At 45.1% G+C, this 19,053-nt stretch carries 14 protein-coding genes and 1 tRNA gene; 3 read left to right on the forward strand and 12 right to left on the reverse strand.

Going from position 1 to position 19,053, the window contains the following annotated elements; all coding sequences use genetic code 11:
• The 4 genes from AB4154_RS08440 to fabB all read right to left on the reverse strand — a co-directional run.
• Positions 1-3,063 (reverse strand): FimV/HubP family polar landmark protein (locus AB4154_RS08440; protein ID WP_372122696.1); only part of this gene is annotated, 3,063 nt, incomplete at its 3' end.
• 207 nt (positions 3,064-3,270) lie between these two features.
• Positions 3,271-4,284 carry an aspartate-semialdehyde dehydrogenase gene (locus tag AB4154_RS08445; RefSeq protein ID WP_017062350.1) on the reverse strand — a complete coding sequence of 338 codons (1,014 nt, stop codon included), beginning with the start codon at positions 4,282-4,284 and terminating at the stop codon, positions 3,271-3,273.
• 12 nt (positions 4,285-4,296) lie between these two features.
• The gene (locus tag AB4154_RS08450) at positions 4,297-5,430 is read right to left on the reverse strand and encodes a 4-phosphoerythronate dehydrogenase (protein ID WP_017062351.1); all 1,134 of its coding nucleotides are present in this window, start codon (positions 5,428-5,430) and stop codon (positions 4,297-4,299) included.
• A gap of 485 nt (positions 5,431-5,915) precedes the next feature.
• Positions 5,916-7,127, reverse strand: a complete 1,212-nt coding sequence (fabB, locus tag AB4154_RS08455) for a beta-ketoacyl-ACP synthase I (RefSeq protein WP_017062353.1) — start codon at positions 7,125-7,127, stop codon at positions 5,916-5,918.
• Positions 7,128-7,183: 56 nt separating this feature from the next.
• Between fabB and mnmC the strand changes: the two genes are divergently transcribed.
• Positions 7,184-9,334 (forward strand): bifunctional tRNA (5-methylaminomethyl-2-thiouridine)(34)-methyltransferase MnmD/FAD-dependent 5-carboxymethylaminomethyl-2-thiouridine(34) oxidoreductase MnmC, encoded by a 2,151-nt coding sequence (mnmC, locus tag AB4154_RS08460; protein ID WP_372113499.1) that lies wholly within the window; start codon positions 7,184-7,186, stop codon positions 9,332-9,334.
• 150 nt (positions 9,335-9,484) lie between these two features.
• On the opposite strand, the gene AB4154_RS08465 is transcribed toward mnmC, so the two are convergent.
• The 3 genes from AB4154_RS08465 to AB4154_RS08475 all read right to left on the reverse strand — a co-directional run bounded on the left by AB4154_RS08465 (position 9,485) and on the right by AB4154_RS08475 (position 10,985).
• Complete coding sequence (locus AB4154_RS08465; RefSeq protein ID WP_017062355.1) at positions 9,485-10,006, reverse strand: NADPH-dependent FMN reductase; 522 nt, start codon at positions 10,004-10,006, stop codon at positions 9,485-9,487.
• 175 nt (positions 10,007-10,181) lie between these two features.
• On the reverse strand, positions 10,182-10,445 hold the full coding sequence (locus tag AB4154_RS08470; protein ID WP_372122698.1) for a YfcL family protein: 264 nt from the start codon (positions 10,443-10,445) through the stop codon (positions 10,182-10,184).
• Between the two features lie 9 nt (positions 10,446-10,454).
• The gene (locus AB4154_RS08475; protein ID WP_017063424.1) at positions 10,455-10,985 is read right to left on the reverse strand and encodes an elongation factor P hydroxylase; all 531 of its coding nucleotides are present in this window, start codon (positions 10,983-10,985) and stop codon (positions 10,455-10,457) included.
• Between the two features lie 298 nt (positions 10,986-11,283).
• Between AB4154_RS08475 and AB4154_RS08480 the strand changes: the two genes are divergently transcribed.
• Entirely contained in the window at positions 11,284-11,907 is a 624-nt protein-coding gene (locus AB4154_RS08480; protein ID WP_017062358.1) for a trimeric intracellular cation channel family protein, read from the forward strand.
• A 150-nt stretch (positions 11,908-12,057) separates the two neighbouring features.
• On the opposite strand, the gene aroC is transcribed toward AB4154_RS08480, so the two are convergent.
• Both aroC and AB4154_RS08490 read right to left on the reverse strand, forming a co-directional pair.
• A complete protein-coding gene (gene aroC / locus AB4154_RS08485) occupies positions 12,058-13,143 on the reverse strand; it encodes a chorismate synthase (protein ID WP_029235357.1) in 1,086 nt (361 codons plus the stop codon).
• A 269-nt stretch (positions 13,144-13,412) separates the two neighbouring features.
• Positions 13,413-13,489 (reverse strand) — tRNA-Arg (locus AB4154_RS08490).
• A 211-nt stretch (positions 13,490-13,700) separates the two neighbouring features.
• On the opposite strand from AB4154_RS08490, the gene folD reads away from it, so the two are divergent.
• Positions 13,701-14,558: a bifunctional methylenetetrahydrofolate dehydrogenase/methenyltetrahydrofolate cyclohydrolase FolD gene (folD, locus tag AB4154_RS08495; RefSeq protein ID WP_017062367.1), complete on the forward strand. Its 858-nt coding sequence runs from the start codon at positions 13,701-13,703 to the stop codon at positions 14,556-14,558.
• A 126-nt stretch (positions 14,559-14,684) separates the two neighbouring features.
• On the opposite strand, the gene AB4154_RS08500 is transcribed toward folD, so the two are convergent.
• The 3 genes from AB4154_RS08500 to AB4154_RS08510 all read right to left on the reverse strand — a co-directional run bounded on the left by AB4154_RS08500 (position 14,685) and on the right by AB4154_RS08510 (position 19,040).
• Complete coding sequence (locus AB4154_RS08500) at positions 14,685-16,499, reverse strand: cation:proton antiporter (RefSeq protein ID WP_372122699.1); 1,815 nt, start codon at positions 16,497-16,499, stop codon at positions 14,685-14,687.
• Positions 16,500-16,714: 215 nt separating this feature from the next.
• Positions 16,715-17,914 (reverse strand): NupC/NupG family nucleoside CNT transporter, encoded by a 1,200-nt coding sequence (locus AB4154_RS08505; RefSeq protein WP_017062369.1) that lies wholly within the window; start codon positions 17,912-17,914, stop codon positions 16,715-16,717.
• A 205-nt stretch (positions 17,915-18,119) separates the two neighbouring features.
• Positions 18,120-19,040: a LysR family transcriptional regulator gene (locus tag AB4154_RS08510; RefSeq protein WP_017063421.1), complete on the reverse strand. Its 921-nt coding sequence runs from the start codon at positions 19,038-19,040 to the stop codon at positions 18,120-18,122.
• Positions 19,041-19,053 lie beyond the last annotated feature (13 nt).

The following is a 19,053-nucleotide window of genomic DNA, read 5'->3' on the forward strand; positions in this document are numbered from 1 at the left end:
CTCTGGCTCTGGCTCTGGCAAGGATTCAACGACATCTTCAAGCTGATCGCTACCTTGGATTTTCGGTTCAAAGTCAAAATCAGAGTCAATGTTCGCTGGCGACTCTACATCGTCGATGGCTTCAGCTAACCAGTCTTCAACCGTTTCTTCTTCATCTTCAGAGATATCGTTCAAAGACGATGGCGAAGCTTGCTCTTGTACGTCGGCTTCTTTCGGCTCTGGTTCTTGTTGTGCGGTTTCTTCTTTAACTCGCTCTTCAAAATCTGGTTTGTCAAAATCAGAATTCTCAGATAACAGCGAGTCGATATCCAGTTCATCATCTTCAACCGATGATGCGGTTTCTTGCGCTGATACTTCGTCGCTGTCTAAAAGAGACGCTTGCTCTGGTTCAACCGTATTGTCAATTGATGGTTCAACAGGCTCTTCTATTGCTGGCAACAAATCATTGTCATCAGAAGTCATTAACTCATCAATCAACGCTTCGTCTGTTGTTTCTAGCGAGTCATCAAGCAAAGCATCCGTTGCCGGTGCGACACCGAACAAATCATCGATAAAACCATCACGATTAAAGGCTTCATCATTTTCTGGCTTAATGTCAGAACTTTCTTGAGTCATTTCAGAATCTAACGATTCATCAGTAACGACTTCAGGTTGTGGTGTTTCACTAATGTCCGGATCTTGCTCAGGCTCACCTTCAGAGGTTAACGGAGTAAGCTCAACGTCTGAGTCCTTTTCAGGCTCCTCATTGGCGTTGTCCAAACCAAAGGCTGCGTCTAACTCTTTATCAAACGTCTTATCTTCAGATTCATCGTCTTCAATGCCACTTGTCAGTAAGTCATCAAATGGGTCTAGAGATTCTGATTTTGATGCATCCGCTAAAAGCTCATCATCTGACAATTCACTATCAAGGAAATCATCCAATAAGTCGGTACTTTCGGCGTCGAGTTCGAAATCATCCTCGTCAGAGTCACCTATTAATTCATCCAAGGTTTCCGTGCTGTCTTCTGCGATGTTGAGGTCATCATCGGTCGATAAACCAGAAAGCTCTTCAAGCTCAGACAGAGAATCAAAGCCAAGAGGTTCGCTTTCAGACTCATCATCCGAATCGTCCCCTAGCATCTCATCAAGAAGGTCTGTCGAGTTACTTAGGTCTACGTCATCGCCTGCCAGTTGCTCATCAAGCAGATCAACGCTGTCTTGAGGTTCTTCATTTACGATGGGCTTATCGAACTGAGACAGAATGTTTTCGATATCATCATCAGACGCCAAACCACTGTTTAGGTTAGTGGCAATCTCATCGTCGCTATCGAGGTTGAAAGGGTCATTCGCTTGATCGTTCTGAGCAGCAACTTGGGCAAAGATGTCATCAATATCATCATTCGCTGTCGGTGAAGCTGGCTCAGGGGACTGTTGTTCAGAGATTAGAGCATCAATATCAAAATCGTCATTGCTCAAATCAACAGGCTTAGTCTCACTTTGTTGCTCAGAGATAAGCGCATCGATGTCAAAATCATCGCTTGCTGGTGTTTCAGTGCTAGAAGGCGAATCACTTTGCTCTTCCGAAATCAGAGCATCAATATCGAAGCTGTCGTCATCTTCGTCATCAAGAGCAAACAGATCATCTAATAAAGATTGGTCTAGCTCGTTGGAACCGAGATCTTCAGTTTCAGACTCTTGAGATAGTAAAGCTTCAATGTCATCAGCAGACATTGCGTTATCATCAGAAAGATCAAAGTCGACATCATCAGTATCGACGGCGCTTTCCGCTGTTTTGTCTAGCGCACGTTCCATCTCTTCTAGGCCAAGCGCTTTCTCTTCGCCATTAACACTAATGCCGTTGCTGCTGTCTAAATCTAGATCGTCGAAGTTGGTGTCTAAATCACCGTTTTCGCCAATGCTAGCAAATGGGTCATCGTCTTCACCATCTAGATTGAAATCGAGATCAGATTCATCTAAACCAGCAAAGACATCATCCTCTTCGGCTAGCGCTTGATCGTCAAACAGCTTGTTGGCGTCATCTTCCGTACCAAACAAGTCATCATCTAAAGACAGCTCGTTAAGGTCGTCCATCTCGTCGCCCAATGTAATAGGTGCAACGGTACTTGGTTCTGGCTGGAGCGGTTGTTCTTGAGTCGTCTGCTGTTGCTCATCATTTTTAGAACGACGGCCTAACAGCATCACAACGATCAAACCAATGAGCAGACCTGGAATAATCGCAAGAGCCGCCACTAACCAACCATTCGATAACAGTTCGTCCATGACACTTGGTGCCATCTTTTCAATTTCGGCGTTCTTTCTGCGCTCTTCATCAAGCAGCTTTTCCACTTCGCTACGAATGCGGTCTTCATCACTGAGCTCTGTTTTTAGCTCATCCACTTCCGATTGAACATTCGATAACATCAAACGAAGTTGGTGATTTTTCTCTTCAAGTGACAGCAGTTCAGTTTCTGAAAGCTCTAGCTGCTTCTCTAACTTGTTCATCTCTTGGGTTGGTGCAGATTGAGCTAGAGATGATTGAGTTGGAGACAATGGCTTTTTAGCAGTTTCAGTAGTGCTTACTTGCTTAGCAGGAGTAACATTTTTTGCATCAGAACTCGGCGCTTTGGGTTTTGAAGCGACAGGCTTACTTGCAGGAGCATCAAGCTTAGCAAGATGTGAGTTCATGATGTTGATAGCTTGCTGCGTCGAGCTTGCACGTGCTTGCTCTAAAGAAGGCACGCGTAGATTGCTCGCAGGCAGCAGGCTATGGATATTCTGGTTTTCAAACGCTTGTGGGTTTAAGCGATAAATAGCCAACAGAGTTTGTTGGACTGAAACGGAGTTATCAGGGCGTAACTTTGAGGCAATAGACCACAATGTTTCTGAGCCGCGAGTTGGACCATAGAAACGTGAAGGCTCAGCGCTATTTGATTGCGCTCTTTGAAGTGGTTCTGAAAACGTAGGCGCTGATTGTATCTGGCCATTAGGCCCTACAACTCGAATGGAATCTGCACGAACAACGGAAATCTGAGTCGCAATGATAAAGGCAAAAGGCATTAACCACGGCTTGAAAATTTGAAACATAAAAGGCTCAGCTAGGTGCTTAAATTCGGAAAAGTGATGATCTATTAAATATATCGGATAAATGACGTAAAACTATAGAGATGAAAACAAAAAATGTGTTGCAGCAACAATATTCGCAGCAATTTCACACAATTTGACTAACAATATTTTTAATCGATTAAAAAAGCCCCACTAAAGAGTGAGGCTTTTTTATCAAAGCAATAAAGCTTAGAAGTAATCGCGAATCAGAACTTCAGCGATTTGAACTGCGTTTGTTGCTGCGCCTTTACGAACGTTATCAGCGACAACCCACATGTTTACGCCACTGTGATGGCTGATGTCGTTACGAATACGACCAACCATTACGTGGTCTTTACCACCTGCATCACGAACTTGAGTTGGGAAGTCTAGCGCTTGGAATACTTCAACACCTTCTGTGTTCTCTAGAAGCTGAACCACTTGCTCTGCACCGATTGGTGCGCGAGTTTCAATGTGTAGAGATTCTGCGTGACCGTAAAATACTGGTACGCGGACACAAGTCGGGTTCACTGTGATTGAAGAGTCAGCAAAGATTTTTTGAGTTTCCCAAACCATCTTCATTTCTTCACGCGTGTAGCCGTTCTCTGTAAATTCATCGATTTGAGGAATACAGTTGAAAGCGATTTGTTGTGAGAACGCTGAGTTTTCAGCTGGCATACCGTTAAGAAGCTTAGCCGTTTGACCCGCTAGCTCATCGATACCTGGCTTACCTGCACCAGACACAGATTGGTAAGTTGAAACGTTAATACGCTCAAGGCCCACTTCATCGTGAATTGGTTTTAGCGCTACTACCATTTGGATAGTCGAGCAGTTAGGGTTCGCGATGATGTTACGGTTACGGAACTCAGCAATCGCTTCAGGGTTCACTTCAGGCACAACCAGAGGAACATCGTATTCGTAACGGAAGCGTGATGTGTTATCGATGACAACCACACCTTCATCAGCCGCAATTGGAGCCCAACGCTCTGAAAGCTCGCTACCTGCAGAGAAAAACGCAATATGTACTTGAGACCAATCGAAGTCTTCTACGTTTTGTACTTGTATTGTTTTGCCGTTAAAACGGGAAGTTTTGCCTTCACTACGTTCACTTGCTAGTAAGTGCATTTCACCGACAGGGAATTTACGCTCTTTAAGTACTTCAAGAATGGTTTCACCAACCGCACCAGTCGCACCTAAAATAGCAATATTAAATTCTTGGCTCATTGTTTCTCTCTTTTATAAAGTTGGCTTTACCATAAAACCGAGTTTAGATAACGGCGTTAAATTACAAGATTCGTCGCCCGTTAACTCGACTGCACTGTACTCTCTGCGGTCCCAATATTCTTTACGCATCTTGTCAAAAGAACCCGGCGTAACGATATTGCGACGGAATAAGGCGTCGTCTTTGCGCACATCATAGATCAACTGAGTCAAATTGTGCAGTGTTGCTTCATCCCAAGCTCTATCTAATTTCATTTGAGGTACAGGCGCTGTCGGCAATAAGTCGCTTGCATACGCACGCTGTTCAGTACCTAAAAATTCACAATAACTGTTGAAGATCATCGTGGTACCACGCGCTTTACCTTCTAAACCGTAGCCCGCTACGTGAGGCGTTGCAAAAGCGAGTAACGGAAGAAGCTCAAAGTCGACTTCAGGTTCAAACTCAAACACATCAAGCACTGCAGTGAAACCATCGGCTTTTTGCAGGCGAGCTTTTAGCGCTTGGTTATCAACCACAGGACCGCGAGCTGCATTAATCAGGATTTGATCAGCACGTAAGTTGTTCAGCACTTGCTCACTGATCAAGTGATGCGTTGGATACTCACCCGTCTTAGTGATTGGCGTGTGTAATGTAATAACGTCTGATTGTTCAAGCAAAGTCTCTAACTCAGTAAATTCGCGAGTATCACCCTCTTGCTGTTTTAGAGGGTCGTTCAGCAGAACTTTGATACCAATACCTTCAAGGCACTTCGCTAAGTAACTGCCCACTTGACCACAGCCGATAATACCAACCGTTTTATCAAAAACAGAAAAGCCTTGTTGCTGCGCAAGCACCATCATCGCACTGAACGCGTACTCAGCAACACCCACCTTGTTACAACCAGGTGCCGCAGTAAAGAAAATACCACGCTCTTTCATCAACTCTTGGTCAACGTGATCCATGCCAGCCGTCGCAGTACCAACAAACTTCAGCTTATTGGCTTTGCTGATCAATGACTCGTTTACCTTGGTAACAGAGCGAATCATCAATGCGTCTACGTCAACTAGGTCGTCAGCTGTTAATGTGCGACCAGACTTCATTGTCACTTCCCCTAGCTGGCTAAAAAGCGCTTCAGCGTAAGGCATATTTTCGTCGATTAAGATTTTCATTTGGCGAGTACTTTTGTTGGGGTCTATCGACCTAAATGTGAATTGAAATGATTGTGCAAAATTCCACACACGGTGTCGAGTAGCAATTGGAATACATTATAAATAAAGGGCTGAATCACCTAACCTTGGCAGACAAGAACCGAAACCAGAGTGAACACCCAAGATCAAACGGCTAAAACGAAAAATGCCCGATTGAATAAACAATCGGGCAAACATCCAGAACAAAAGGATCCTATCTCGCTCTCCAGGAGACAGAGTCTTGCGTCTGTTCAACCAGTACTAACCAAAGTCAGTACTGGTCAAGCTCTGGAAACCTTTCAATCTCTAAACCCAGATTTAAAAACTATGTTCAAAAAACACGTTTACCAACCTGCGTCTAAAAACTTTGTTCTGATGGTCATTATTACTGGGTGACCTGTGCGTGTTGAATCGGCACTAGCGCAACCCTTTAACGATTAACCTTGTCTCTGTAACTCAAGCTTAAGTTAAGCTTGGTACTTTTTGATTACTAGCGTTGCGTTCGTACCGCCGAAACCAAAACTGTTAGACATAACTGTAGTTAGCTCTTGATCACGAGCTTCAGTTACGATGTCTAGGCCAGCAGCAGCTTCGTCTAGGTTCGAAACGTTAATGCTTGGAGCGATAAAGCCGTTATCTAGCATTAGCGTTGAGTAAATAGCTTCGTGTACGCCAGCAGCACCTAGAGCGTGACCTGTCATCGCTTTAGTTGCAGAAATTGCTGGGCTGTTGCCACCAAATACTTCTTGGATAGCGCCTAGCTCTTTAACGTCGCCAACTGGAGTTGAAGTACCGTGAGTGTTCACGTAATCAACGCCATCAACGTTTTGCATCGCCATCTTCATACAACGAACCGCACCTTCACCAGAAGGAGCAACCATGTCGTAGCCATCTGAAGTTGCGCCGTAGCCTACGATTTCACCGTAGATTTTTGCGCCACGAGCAACAGCGTGCTCAAGCTCTTCGATAACTAACATGCCGCCGCCACCAGAGATAACGAAACCATCACGGTCTGCATCGTAGGTACGAGAAGCCAGCTCTGGCGTGTCGTTGTACTTAGTAGAAAGTGCGCCCATTGCGTCGAACATCATAGTCAGAGACCAATCCAGTTCTTCACCGCCACCAGCGAATACAACGTCTTGCTTACCAAGTTGGATAAGCTCCATTGCGTGACCAATACAGTGTGCAGATGTCGCACATGCAGAGCTCATAGAGTAGTTCACACCACGGATTTTGAAAGGAGTTGCTAGACAAGCAGAAACCGTAGAAGCCATTGTACGTGGAACCATGTATGGACCAACGCGCTTCACGCCTTTCTCACGGATGATGTCTACCGCGTTTACTTGGTTTAGAGATGAAGCACCACCTGAACCCGCAACGATACCCGTGCGGTCATTAGATACTTGATCTTCAGTTAAGCCAGAATCAGCAATTGCTTGCTCCATTGAAAGATAAGCGAATGCCGCTGCATCACCCATAAAGCGCATTTTTTTGCGATCGATATGGTCAGCAGGGTTCATTTTTAGGTTACCCCATACTTGAGAGCGCAAGCCATTTTCCTTGAACTGCTCTGAAGCGGTAATACCAGATTTACCCTCTTTCAGTGATGCTAAAACTTCTTCGACGTTGTTACCGATACTTGAAACAATACCCATACCGGTGATTACGACTCGTTTCATGTGACATTCCTATAATTCTAAATTCAGCTAGATGATAACTAAGAAGCCTAACAAAAGTGGTCAGCTTTCCTAGAAATTCGTACAATCCCTACCAACATATCGCTTCAAATCACAAAATGATAGATTTTATGACTTCAATTACTAATGCAGAACTGGAATGGAATGAGTCTGGCACGCCAGTTTCAGACCAATTTGACGACGTTTACTTCTCCAATGTTAACGGTTTAGAAGAAACTCGCTACGTCTTTTTAAAGCAAAACCACCTTCCAGAGCGTTGGCTTGAACATGAACAACGCCGCTTTGTGATTGCTGAAACCGGCTTTGGCACAGGTTTGAACTTTCTTGCAGTTTGGCAATGGTTCGATGCTTTTCTTAAAGATAACCCACAAGCGATGACCAAAGAGTTACATTTCATCAGTTTTGAAAAATATCCTTTAAATAAAGAGGATCTCATCAAAGCACACCAATCGTGGCCAGAATTAGCCGAGTATGCGACGCAACTCCAAGAACACTACCCTATTGCTCTACCTGAATGTCACCGCATTGTGCTGGGCGACGGTGCAATCACGCTTGATTTGTGGTTTGGCGATATTAAAGATTGCATGCCCAACGTACCAACCCCGCGTGAAGGTTTGGTTGATGCTTGGTTCTTAGACGGTTTTGCTCCGAGCAAGAACCCAGAGATGTGGAATCAAAACCTATTTAACGGCATGGCTAAGCTCGCTAAGCAAGATTGTAGCTGCGCCACCTTCACCGCTGCTGGCTTTGTTCGCCGTGGCTTAATTGAAGCTGGCTTTGAAATGAAAAAGGTCAAAGGCTTTGGTACTAAGCGAGAAATGATCGCCGGCCGACTTGGCGAAAAGCACGCTCACACCAACATCAAACCTTGGTATGGCCTCGCTCAACACACTGAATCCCAAGACATTGCGATCATTGGTGGTGGTGTCGCCAGTGCTGCATTAGCCAAAACGCTAAGCCGTCGTGGTAAAAACATCACCCTTTATTGTGAACATCCACAAGCTGCGGGCAATGCCTCAGGTAACAACCAAGGTGCGATTTACCCGCTATTAAGCGAAGCGACCTCGAACGTGTCTCGCGTGTTTGGCCCGGGATTACTGTTTGCTCGTCAATTTATTAATCAAGCGGCTCAGTCTATTCAATTTGATCACAGTTGGTGTGGCGTGAACATCTTGATGTGGGATCAAGGCTCCACTAAAAAGCTCAACCGCATGTTGGAAGGCAACTTCCACACCGACCTGATTCAGCGTTTATCGCCAGAGCAAGCCAACGAAAAGATTGGCTTACCCGTCGATAAAGAGAGTGTTTACTTTCCGCTGGGTGGTTGGCTAAGCCCTCTTCAACTGACTCAAGGCTTGATTGGCAAGCTAGAAGAGAGCAACCAAGTGAGCGCACACTATCAACATCAAGTAACGCAACTTGAGTGGCTCGAAGCTGAAAAACAATGGTTACTGACGATTGAGGCACCTCAAGGTGAGATTCAAACTAAGCACGACCAAGTAGTTGTCGCAAACGGACACAAGTTCACTCAGTTTGAACAAACTCAGCCAGTACCACTGACTCCGGTTAAAGGCCAAGTGAGCCATATTCCGACCACGGAAAATCTCAGCCAGCTAAAAACCGTGTTGTGCTTTGATGGCTATTTGACGCCACAGAACCCCAACAATGGTCATCACTGTATTGGTGCGAACTACGACAAAACCAATATCGACCAAGAATTTGATATTGAGGTTCAGCAGCACAATGGCGAGCGCCTACATGGGTCACTACCAGACCAAGCATGGACAAAAGATGTCGATACCAGTGACAACTTAGCGCGCCAAGGTATCCGAAGCGTAAGCCGTGACCACCTTCCGTTTGTCGGAAACGTTGGTGACTTTGAAGCCATTAAGGAGCAGTACCAAGATCTCCACAACTTCAACCCGCAGCGTGACTCGGTTGAGGATGTAGAAACGGTAACAAGCTTCCCTAACCTTTATTGCTTTATCGGACTGGGTTCACGTGGTTTGAGCTCTGCACCATTATTGGCTGAAGTATTAGCATCACAGATCTGTGGCGATCCGCTGCCCTTGCCTGTTGATGTGCTTGAGGCGATTCACCCAAGTCGAATGTGGGTACGCAGACTGCGTAAAGGTAAGGCATTAACGGCTGGATGGGTTGCTGACAAGCATTCTAAATCAAAGCCGTAGTTTCTAGTTCAGCTATTTTGAACATCTGAAATTTCTGAATATCTGAAACTAATAAGTTAAAAGCTAAAAAGCCCTACGTGACTAAGTTAAGTCGCTCGGGCTTTTTGTTATTCGTGTTGATCTAAACTGATGTTCTAAATGGAGCTGTATTTACAGCTTAGCAACCGCGTCTTTAATCTGTAGAACGATCTCTTCGTTGCTGATAGAACCAGATTCAAAATCAAAGTTATCGTAGAAGCTTGGTACTGAAACTGACGCTTGCACGTTTCCACCGAAGTAAGGTGCAGAACCTGTCGCTGCACCAAGTACCGTTTGTGCGCCACCAGGGCCTGGTGAAGTCGCTAGGTAAACCGCCGGCTTCTCGCCAAATACTGAACGCTCAATGCGTGTCGCCCAATCAAATAGGTTTTTATACGCAGCTGGGTAGTGACCATTGTGTTCTGCGAACGAGATAACAAACGCATCAGCTTCAGCTAGGTCGCGCAAGAATGCTTGAGCGCCTTCCGCTTGGCCAATCTCTTTTTCAGTGTCTTCACTGAACATAGGAACATTGTAATCGTTGATGTCTAGGACTTTAACTTCAGCACCTTCAATCAAGTTTGCTGCGTAAGTTGCTAGTGTTTTGTTGATTGAGGTAGAACTTGTGCTTGCGCCAAATGCGATAACTTTCATGATGTGACCTTTCTGTAATTCCGTTAAGTGGGATTAGAATAACGTAGTAAGAAAATGGAACCATCACAAGAAATGAACGGACTCATTCAAAAATTTCGAACGAGTCTCAAATAAACCGGTTCACTCAGCAAAATGGAAAGGAAGGGACTGAGCGGATAGTATTAATACATCGAGATTAAACTTGGTTTTGTAGCTCAACCCAAAGGTCACTAACGATGGTGCGGTCTGCTGGTGTTAGTTCAGAGCGAGCGTCGTCTAGGCTCTGTTCAATACGAGCTTTTACTTCAGCCACATCTTCAATGCCTTCTTCTTCACATGAAGCCACTGAAAGAGAAATATGACCACGTAAGTAACCACCAGCAAACAGTTCATCGTCTGATGCGTTTTCAATGCGAGCATCAATTACTTCAAGTAGTTTTTCTTCAAATTCGATAATCATAATATTCTCTTATTTCACAATAAATTGGCTAGCACATAAAGGTTCTACATCGTAGAAGCTGCGTAATGCTTCAGAGAGCATTTTCACGCGAGGCGGAAAGCCTACTTCAAAGATACCCATAACTTCGCTATGTACTTTATTCATAAAGGCCAAACGATCTGGCTCAAAATCGCCGTGTAGATTGTCACAGCTGACATTAAAAGGAAAGCCTGCGCTCATCGCAATGATCCATTCATACGCTTGTGGGCGAATTTCTACTTTTTCAAACTCAGCTTGAACCGATTCCGTTCGACCGTCAGGTTCATACCAATAGCCAAAATCTTCCAGTAAACGACGCTCAGGCCCAGCAACGCACCAGTGTGCGATCTCATGGAGTGCAGAGGCGTAAAAGCCACGTGCGAACACGATTCGATGGTGTGGGATAGTATCATCAGCAGGCAAATAGATCGGCTCATCAGCCCCTAGCTCTAGTTTGGTATTAAAGCTTTCAAAAAAGGTCTGATTGAAGATATCGATAATGTCTGAGTATTGGTGTGTCATAAAATCAAATTTAAGTAAAAATAACTGGGGCATTTTGCTTTTTTTTAAGCGCTCGGTAAAGCCCTATCAAGCGTAATGACATCGGGTTCGCCATTATACTTTGCAGTGACAATCGATTGCCATTCCCAGATTACACCACTTTAAGGTGAATGATTAGTTTAGCTAATCTGAAACGCCCATTCACGGTACAAATATTCATTCGTCAACAAGCATTTTTACTACTACACTCGCGCTTCATTTTATATCCCTAAGGCCTATAAGACTCGAGTTTATAGACCTAAATTATAGAGCTACAGCAATGCTACTAAGTGTTTTGTATATCATTGGCATCACGGCAGAAGCCATGACCGGCGCTCTCAGTGCAGGCAAACAAAAAATGGATTGGTTTGGTGTAATGTTGGTTGCGAGCGCAACGGCAATTGGCGGCGGTACAGTACGCGATATCTTACTTGGCCATTACCCTTTAGGTTGGGTTGAAAACCCTCAGTATCTGGCCATCACCTGTATAGCAGGTGTTATTACAACCGGGTTGGCGAAATGGGTTATCAAGCTAAAAGGTTTGTTTATTCGCTTGGATGCCTTAGGCCTAATCGTATTCAGTATCATTGGTACCAAAGTAGCGATGACCATGGGTCTTCACCCAATGATCTGTATGGTGTCTGCGCTAGTCACCGGTGTCTTTGGTGGTTTGCTGCGCGACCTTATCTGTCGTCAAACACCATTAGTGTTGCATGAAGAGCTATACGCGTCTGTCGCACTTGTCGCTTCGGGTTTGTACCTAGGTTTGCTTGAGCTTGGCATCAACGACGTCACGGCGACAATTGTGACGCTTGTAGTTGGTTACTTGCTGCGCATGGCGGCTGTAAGATTCAAATGGAGTTTGCCTTCGTTCCAGCTTGATCCTGAAAGTTCAGTGCATTAATGGATTAAGAGCCTTAAGCTGCTAGCTGTCTTTAATGACGATAGTCGCTAACCGGACGAATAATCCTGCTAATGTGAAAAAGGGTTACTTCATTACGAAGCAACCCTTTTTTGTTTCTACCAATTCTATTCTAAATAAAAAGAAGCAGAATTAGATTTGTGGTGTTTCAGTTGTCACACCAAAGTTTTGACCACGATGACGTAGCAAGTGGTCAAGCAGCACGATAGCCAGCATTGCTTCTGCAATAGGTACCGCACGGATGCCAACACATGGATCGTGACGACCTTTCGTGATTAGCTGCGTTGCTTCACCATCTTTCGTGATTGTGTCACCAGGTACAGTGATGCTTGATGTTGGTTTAAGCGCAATGCTTGCCACAATATCTTGACCAGTAGAGATACCACCTAAGATACCGCCAGCATGATTGCTGCTGAAACCTTCTGGAGTTAATGGGTCACGGTGTTCACTACCGCGTTGATTAACAACATCGAAGCCATCACCAATCTCAACACCTTTCACAGCGTTAATGCTCATTAGAGCGTGCGCGATGTCAGCATCTAGACGATCAAAGATTGGCTCACCAAGGCCTACTGGCACTTTAGTCGCAACCACTTGAATCTTCGCACCGATCGAGTTGCCTTCTTTTAGCAAGTCACGAATCAGTTGATCAAATTCTGGTACTTTGTCGGCATCTGGACAGAAGAAAGCGTTGTTTTCAATCTCGTTCCAATCCACTTTATCAATTGAGATATCACCCATTTGAGAAAGGTAAGCTTGGATTTCAACACCAAATTCTTGTTTTAGGTATTTCTTCGCAATTGCACCTGCAGCAACACGCATTGCAGTTTCACGAGCTGAAGAACGACCACCACCTCGGTAATCACGCACACCGTACTTTTGATGGTACGTATAGTCAGCGTGGCCAGGGCGGAACTTGTCTTTAATTTCGGAATAGTCTTTAGAGCGTTGGTCTGTATTTTCAATCAATAGACCAATAGAAGTACCCGTAGTTTGGCCTTCAAATACACCTGATAAGATTTTCACTTCATCCGCTTCACGACGAGCCGTTGTATAGCGAGAAGTGCCCGGACGACGACGGTCCAGATCTTTCTGCAGATCTTCTTCGGTAATTTCTAATCCTGGTGGGCACCCGTCTACGATACATCCTAGTGCGATACCGTGACTCTCTCCGAATGTGGTCACTCGAAAGTGTTGTCCGATACTGTTTCCTGCCATTGCTTCCTCTAAATCAGCCATCAATCAGAAGGTTTGATTCCTAAACCGACTGGCTAATAGCTTTACTTGTCTATTCTTCGTGAATTCATAGTGGCTTTATTACCAAATGATGTAAACCCCAAAAAACGAACAATTTTAACTTTCTATTACATAAGCCGAATGAAACGAATAACAGAAGAAAATGAGTCGCGCTTGAAAAGAAGTGTTTTATGATATGTAAAATGCAAAAAACCCGACAACTCGGAGAGTTATCGGGTTTCTTTAAATAATGGCACGCCCTGAAGGATTCGAACCTTCGACCACCTCCTTAGAAGGGAGGTGCTCTATCCAGCTGAGCTAAGGGCGCGCTACAGGAACGAATTATACGAATTCGAATCAGTAAAGCAACGGCTTTATGTAACATTCTGATCTAAGTGGGTAAAAAAAGGCCAACAAACATATAAGTGTTGGAAAATAGACCAAAGCAAACGTTTGCTTGATGGTAATCAAAAAGATTTTCTGGAATAATGCGCCAAAAACATCAGCCACTAACTTGAATATCAATACTAAGGAAATTCATGACTGCTCAAAATATTGATGGAAAGCTAATTTCTCAAACGGTTCGCTCCGAAGTTGCTGCACGTGTAAAAGCTCGTACTGAAGCTGGATTACGCGCTCCGGGCCTAGCGGTTGTTTTAGTGGGTGAAGACCCTGCTTCTCAGGTTTACGTTGGAAGTAAGCGTAAAGCGTGTGAAGAAGTTGGCTTCGTATCTAAATCTTACGACTTGCCAGCCACTGCGACAGAAGACGAATTGTTAACATTGGTAGACCAACTGAACGACGATCCAGAGATCGACGGTATTCTTGTTCAACTGCCTCTACCAGCTGGCATTGATAGCACTCACGTTCTTGAGCGTATCACGCCAGAGAAAGACGTTGACGGCTTCCACCCATACAATGTCGGCCGTTTGGCTCAGCGCATGCCTAAGCTTCGCTCTTGTACGCCAAAAGGCATCATCACGCTGCTTGACCGTTACAACATCGACTTACGTGGTAAACACGCGGTTGTGGTTGGCGCATCAAACATTGTAGGTCGCCCAATGACGCTAGAACTTCTTCTAGCAGGTTGTACAACGACAACATGTCACCGCTTCACCAAAGACCTTGAAGGTCACGTGCGTCAAGCAGACGTTGTTGTAGTTGCCGTTGGTAAGCCTAACTTCATTCCTGGCGCTTGGATTAAGAAAGGCGCTGTTGTGGTCGATGTTGGTATCAACCGTTTAGAATCTGGCAAACTAGTGGGCGACGTTGAATACGACGTAGCGAAAGAAAGCGCAAGCTTCATCACACCTGTGCCGGGTGGTGTTGGCCCAATGACGGTTGCGAGCCTAATCGAGAACACCATGATCGCTTGCGAGCAATTTCACTCGAAGTAGTCCGCAGCGCATATAAATAAAATTAGAAAGCCGCAACGTGATGAACGTTGCGGCTTTTTTGATGCTTTGGTACTTAGCTATTCGTTTTTACAACGGGGTGACTCGCTTTTGATGAAGTGCTCGTTGCTACTTATCTGGAGTCTCGACTTTTTCCGTCTGTTCAGAAGGCGGTAATAAACTAATAAGCTCACACTCCGTTGATATGAGTTTTTCCAACTCAGATCCTTGTGTAATTAAACGGAAATCACCGCCATTAATCACCCCAAGAGGAATGGCATTAGGATACAAAGCGTTAAACTCTTTTAAATCAAATGCCTCGGTCAAACCTGTACTTTTAATTTGGCTACCCTGAGCCATCAGTGAGTTAAGCTTAGAATAGGTAATCCCTTCCGAGAACAGACTTCGATTGCCATTGCGGCTCACTTGATGTCTTTCATGCTTAGTCTCTGACGATTCAAGCTCAAACACCTTATTGGCACCAAACTCGTCTTGGTAATGCATGCTGACTAACGGGTTGGTTTGACGATAAGGCGAGACGATCATCGCACGCCCTATCCCATCGAGTTCCAAATTGTTTTCCGCGTGGCTTGAAGCTGGGTTACCAAAGTAAACATTCAAGTTATCCATACGAGCTAAGCGAATGCTTTCCCAGTTAGTATCAGCAAGCACACTGTTGATGTTGTGTGTGGCTAGCACCTTGGCAAATTGTCTTGCAAAGTGAGTGGCGCCAAAGAAGATAACCCCTTGCGCTTTCTCTTGAGTGACCCCTAGCCTTCTCGCCCACCAGCTCGCGGTTAAGCTCTGAATCACAACCGTACCAATAATGACTAAGAACACCATGGGCACGAGCAGATCTGCGCCTTCAATCAATTGCTTCTCTTGCAGTTTTATCGCAAACAGAGAAGAAACCGCGGCTGCTACGATCCCGCGAGGTGCCATCCAACTCAAAAACCATTTATCCGCCGAATTAAGATCCGTACCGATCCCGCTGATCCACACGCTTAACGGGCGAGCCACCAACATAACCACCGCTAGCAACCCAATACCGCCCCAACCTATCGAAAGGAAAGCCCCCGAATCGAGTCGACTGGCTAACAGAATAAACAACGCAGAAATAAGTAACACGGTCAGGGTTTCTTTGAATTCGATGATGTCTTCGATGTCCAAGCCCTTCACGTTGGCAAGCCAGATCCCCATGATGGTCACGGTTAATAAACCCGATTCTTCACTCAGATCATTAGAAAACGAGAACGCCGCCAACATTAGCGTCAGCACAGCCACATTACGTAAATAGTGCGGTACCCAATGCCCTTGCAGCATCTTGGCAATCAAATGGCCACCGATGATCCCTAAGCCTAAACCTATGACTAACGTCAGGCCCAGAGCTGACAGAACATGGCTTGTAGGATCGGCTGAAGAGACAATGTATTCGTAAACGAGAACGGCAAACAGAGCGCCAATCGGGTCAATCACTATCCCTTCCCAGCGCAAGATACTGCCTAGCGAAGATTTGGGTTGAATGCTGCGCAGCATGGGAACAATCACCGTTGGGCCAGTCACCACGACTAATGCAGCAAACAACGCCGCCAATGGCCAACTGAAATCGACAAAATAATAAGCCCCCACCACGATGCACGCCCATGTAATCAACATGCCGAAACTCACTAAGTGAGTCACCATGCGGCCATGGCCTCTGATTTCTTTGAAATTAAGAGTCAATGCACCTTCAAACAGAATGATGGCGACCCCTAATGAAATCAACGGGAACAGTACACCACCAAAAATGGCATCAGGATTAAGGATCTTTAGACCGGGACCTAATAGCAGGCCAACGATAAGCAAAGGAAGAATAGCGGGAAGACGCAAACGCCAACCAAGTAGCTGGCAAGCCAAGGACAAGAGTCCAATTAACGCCAAAGAAGAAGTGATCGACAAATCCATTTGTGCCCCTAAACATTTGTACCACACCCTGTGGTACAAACTTATTCACTGAAATAAGAAAGCCTACGTTCTTACACTATAGGCTCTCTTTATCATACTAAGCGAATATTATTGTGGTTAATCAGTCACTTTACTATAGGGAGAGCAAAGCCATGATTAGTTAACTGGGTGGTTATGGCCCAGTTAGAAAATGCTTATAAGTCACCAATAATTACTTATAGAGAAAGCACCACGCCCGCAATCGCTGCGCTCATTAGGTTGGCAAGCACACCCGCACAAATTGCTTTAAAGCCGTATTGTGAGATGAAAGAGCGACGCTCTGGAACTAAGCTACCCAAACCGCCAATCAAAATTGCCATGGTAGAGATGTTGGCAAAACCACATAGTGCGAAAGTAACGATCGCTTTTGAGTGCTCACTCAGTGCGTCTTTTACGTCCATTAACTGGATGAAAGCCACAAACTCGTTCACAACGATCTTGTTACCGATCAGCGAGCCTGCAACCACAGCCTCAGACCACGGCACACCGATCAGCCATGCAACAGGCGCGAACACATAACCTAGGATAAGTTCGAAGCTTAGGTTTACGCCAAACCAGCCACCAACAATACCTAACAAGCCATTCAGCATTGCTATCACACTGATAAAGGCCAAAAGTGTCGCACCCACTGCAACGGCAATACGAAGTCCAGACATAGCCCCATCTGCCATTGCCTCGACTACGTTTGTTGCTCGTGGAATTTCAACGTCAGACTCAATATTTTCTTGAGCCTCATCTGCGCTACCTGGTACCAAAATCTTGGCCATCAATAGACCAGCAGGAGCAGACATGAATGCCGCAGCGATCAGGTAGTTCAAATCAACACCAAGCGATGCATAACCGACTAGCGTGCCACCAGCTACAGAAGCCAAACCACACACCATGACGGCAAACAGTTGTGAATCCGTCATGTGCTTCAAGTAAGGCTTAACCACCAATGGCGCTTCGATCATGCCAACAAAAATATTCGCAGTAGCAGACAGTGACTCCGCACGGCCTGTACCTAAGAACTTTTGCAAAGCACCGCCGATTAGGTTGATCACCTTTGGCATAAAGCCGATGTGGTACAAGCCTGAAATCAGTGCAGAGAAAAAGATAATGATGCCAAGAACATTAATCGCGAAAACAAATCCGTTATTAGTTAGGCCACCAAATAGGAAGTTAATCCCCTCTTGACCGTAGTTGATCAAGCTAGATACCGCACCCGTGGCTGCATTCAACGCTTCTTTACCCATTGGTACATACAGAACCAATAGCGCGAATGAGATTTGTAATAAGAAAGCCAAAGAGACTGTTCTTAGTGGAATATTTTTTCTGTCCGTAGATAGTAACCAAGCGGCAACTAAAATAGTGATAATTCCAAGTAGGGAAGCCATGTGCGTCAACCTAAAAGTTGTAGGTAGGAAAGGCGACGCATTCTATAGAGGAAATCGTTTGCGGCAAGCTGAGGTTGTTAATGTGATGTTGGGGTAATCACGATTTAACTATGAGTATAATTAAGTTATTGAATTTTAATAATTAACTTTGATTAAAAAGCGTACTTTTTCCATATGGAAATTATATTTATAGATTAGGAAACAGTTAGCGATGCAGTTCAACGCAAGTTTTGAGGTTTTTGTCCCAATACGTCGGCGACCCGATATGATCTTTAATGAACTCAATCACTGCCGAAAGCTTCTTCGGCATATTCTTTCGGCTCGGGTAAACGGCATAGAATGGCATCAGCTGACTGGCTCTCCACTCTGGCAATACTTGAATGAGCTTGCCCGTTCTAAACTCTTCTTTCACTAAGTAAGTCGCCAAATAAGCAACGCCCCACCCTGATACTGCCGCGTCTCGTACTGCCTCAGCCAAATCGACTGAGTAATCGCCCGCGACTTTGACGCTGAGGTTTTCTTGCCCGTTGTCAAACGCCCACGATGTGTAATCTCGTTCACGGCTGCGATAGATAAGACAGTTATGGTCAATCAAATCGGAAGGTACATGTGGCGTCCCAGCCTTAATCAGATAATCCGGTGACGCAGCCACCACAAACTGACTGTCGGCTAATCGCTGCGCAATGTAACCTTCAGGCAAATCTTCATTGTTGGTGATCCAGAGATCCAAGCGCTCTTCAATCATGTCCACCTTATAGTCGAACAAGTGGACCTCGATTCTCAACTGAGGATAAAGCTGTCTGAGTTGATCAATCGCCGGAATGATATGGAGTGTGCCAAATGACTGCGACAAACCGACGCGTAGTATTCCAGAGATATCATCGCGCTGGCTATCCATATCCATCTGAGCTGCTTTCACCGTGTTAAACAGCTGCTCACAATGTTGATAGAATACGTCTCCCGCTTCAGTCAGCGTGAGGCTTCGTGTGGTTCGTTGTACCAACTTGATGCCGATTGAGTCTTCAAGCAAAGCGACTTGCTTACTGATATGAGACACCGAAACGTTCAAGCTTTTTGCAGCACTGGTAAAGCCTTCGTGCTTGATCAGCGCATGGAATATCACCATCTGTGCAGCTCTA

It is taken from the genome of Vibrio sp. 10N.286.51.B11 (assembly GCF_041469245.1).
GTDB classification, from domain to species: Bacteria; Pseudomonadota; Gammaproteobacteria; order Enterobacterales; family Vibrionaceae; genus Vibrio; species Vibrio crassostreae_C.

What these genes read in the sequence shown, in the direction of transcription:
- AB4154_RS08465 (WP_017062355.1), bottom strand. Translation starts at nt 10,006, where the DNA reads ATGAAAGTTATCGCATTTGGCGCAAGCACAAGTTCTACCTCAATCAAC.
- AB4154_RS08475 (WP_017063424.1), bottom strand. Translation starts at nt 10,985, where the DNA reads ATGACACACCAATACTCAGACATTATCGATATCTTCAATCAGACCTTT.
- AB4154_RS08470 (WP_372122698.1), bottom strand. Translation starts at nt 10,445, where the DNA reads ATGATTATCGAATTTGAAGAAAAACTACTTGAAGTAATTGATGCTCGC.
- AB4154_RS08450 (WP_017062351.1), bottom strand. Translation starts at nt 5,430, where the DNA reads ATGAAAATCTTAATCGACGAAAATATGCCTTACGCTGAAGCGCTTTTT.
- AB4154_RS08510 (WP_017063421.1), bottom strand. Translation starts at nt 19,040, where the DNA reads ATGGTGATATTCCATGCGCTGATCAAGCACGAAGGCTTTACCAGTGCT.
- aroC (WP_029235357.1), bottom strand. Translation starts at nt 13,143, where the DNA reads ATGGCAGGAAACAGTATCGGACAACACTTTCGAGTGACCACATTCGGA.
- AB4154_RS08505 (WP_017062369.1), bottom strand. Translation starts at nt 17,914, where the DNA reads ATGGCTTCCCTACTTGGAATTATCACTATTTTAGTTGCCGCTTGGTTA.
- folD (WP_017062367.1), top strand. Translation starts at nt 13,701, where the DNA reads ATGACTGCTCAAAATATTGATGGAAAGCTAATTTCTCAAACGGTTCGC.
- AB4154_RS08480 (WP_017062358.1), top strand. Translation starts at nt 11,284, where the DNA reads ATGCTACTAAGTGTTTTGTATATCATTGGCATCACGGCAGAAGCCATG.
- AB4154_RS08500 (WP_372122699.1), bottom strand. Translation starts at nt 16,499, where the DNA reads ATGGATTTGTCGATCACTTCTTCTTTGGCGTTAATTGGACTCTTGTCC.
- AB4154_RS08445 (WP_017062350.1), bottom strand. Translation starts at nt 4,284, where the DNA reads ATGAGCCAAGAATTTAATATTGCTATTTTAGGTGCGACTGGTGCGGTT.
- fabB (WP_017062353.1), bottom strand. Translation starts at nt 7,127, where the DNA reads ATGAAACGAGTCGTAATCACCGGTATGGGTATTGTTTCAAGTATCGGT.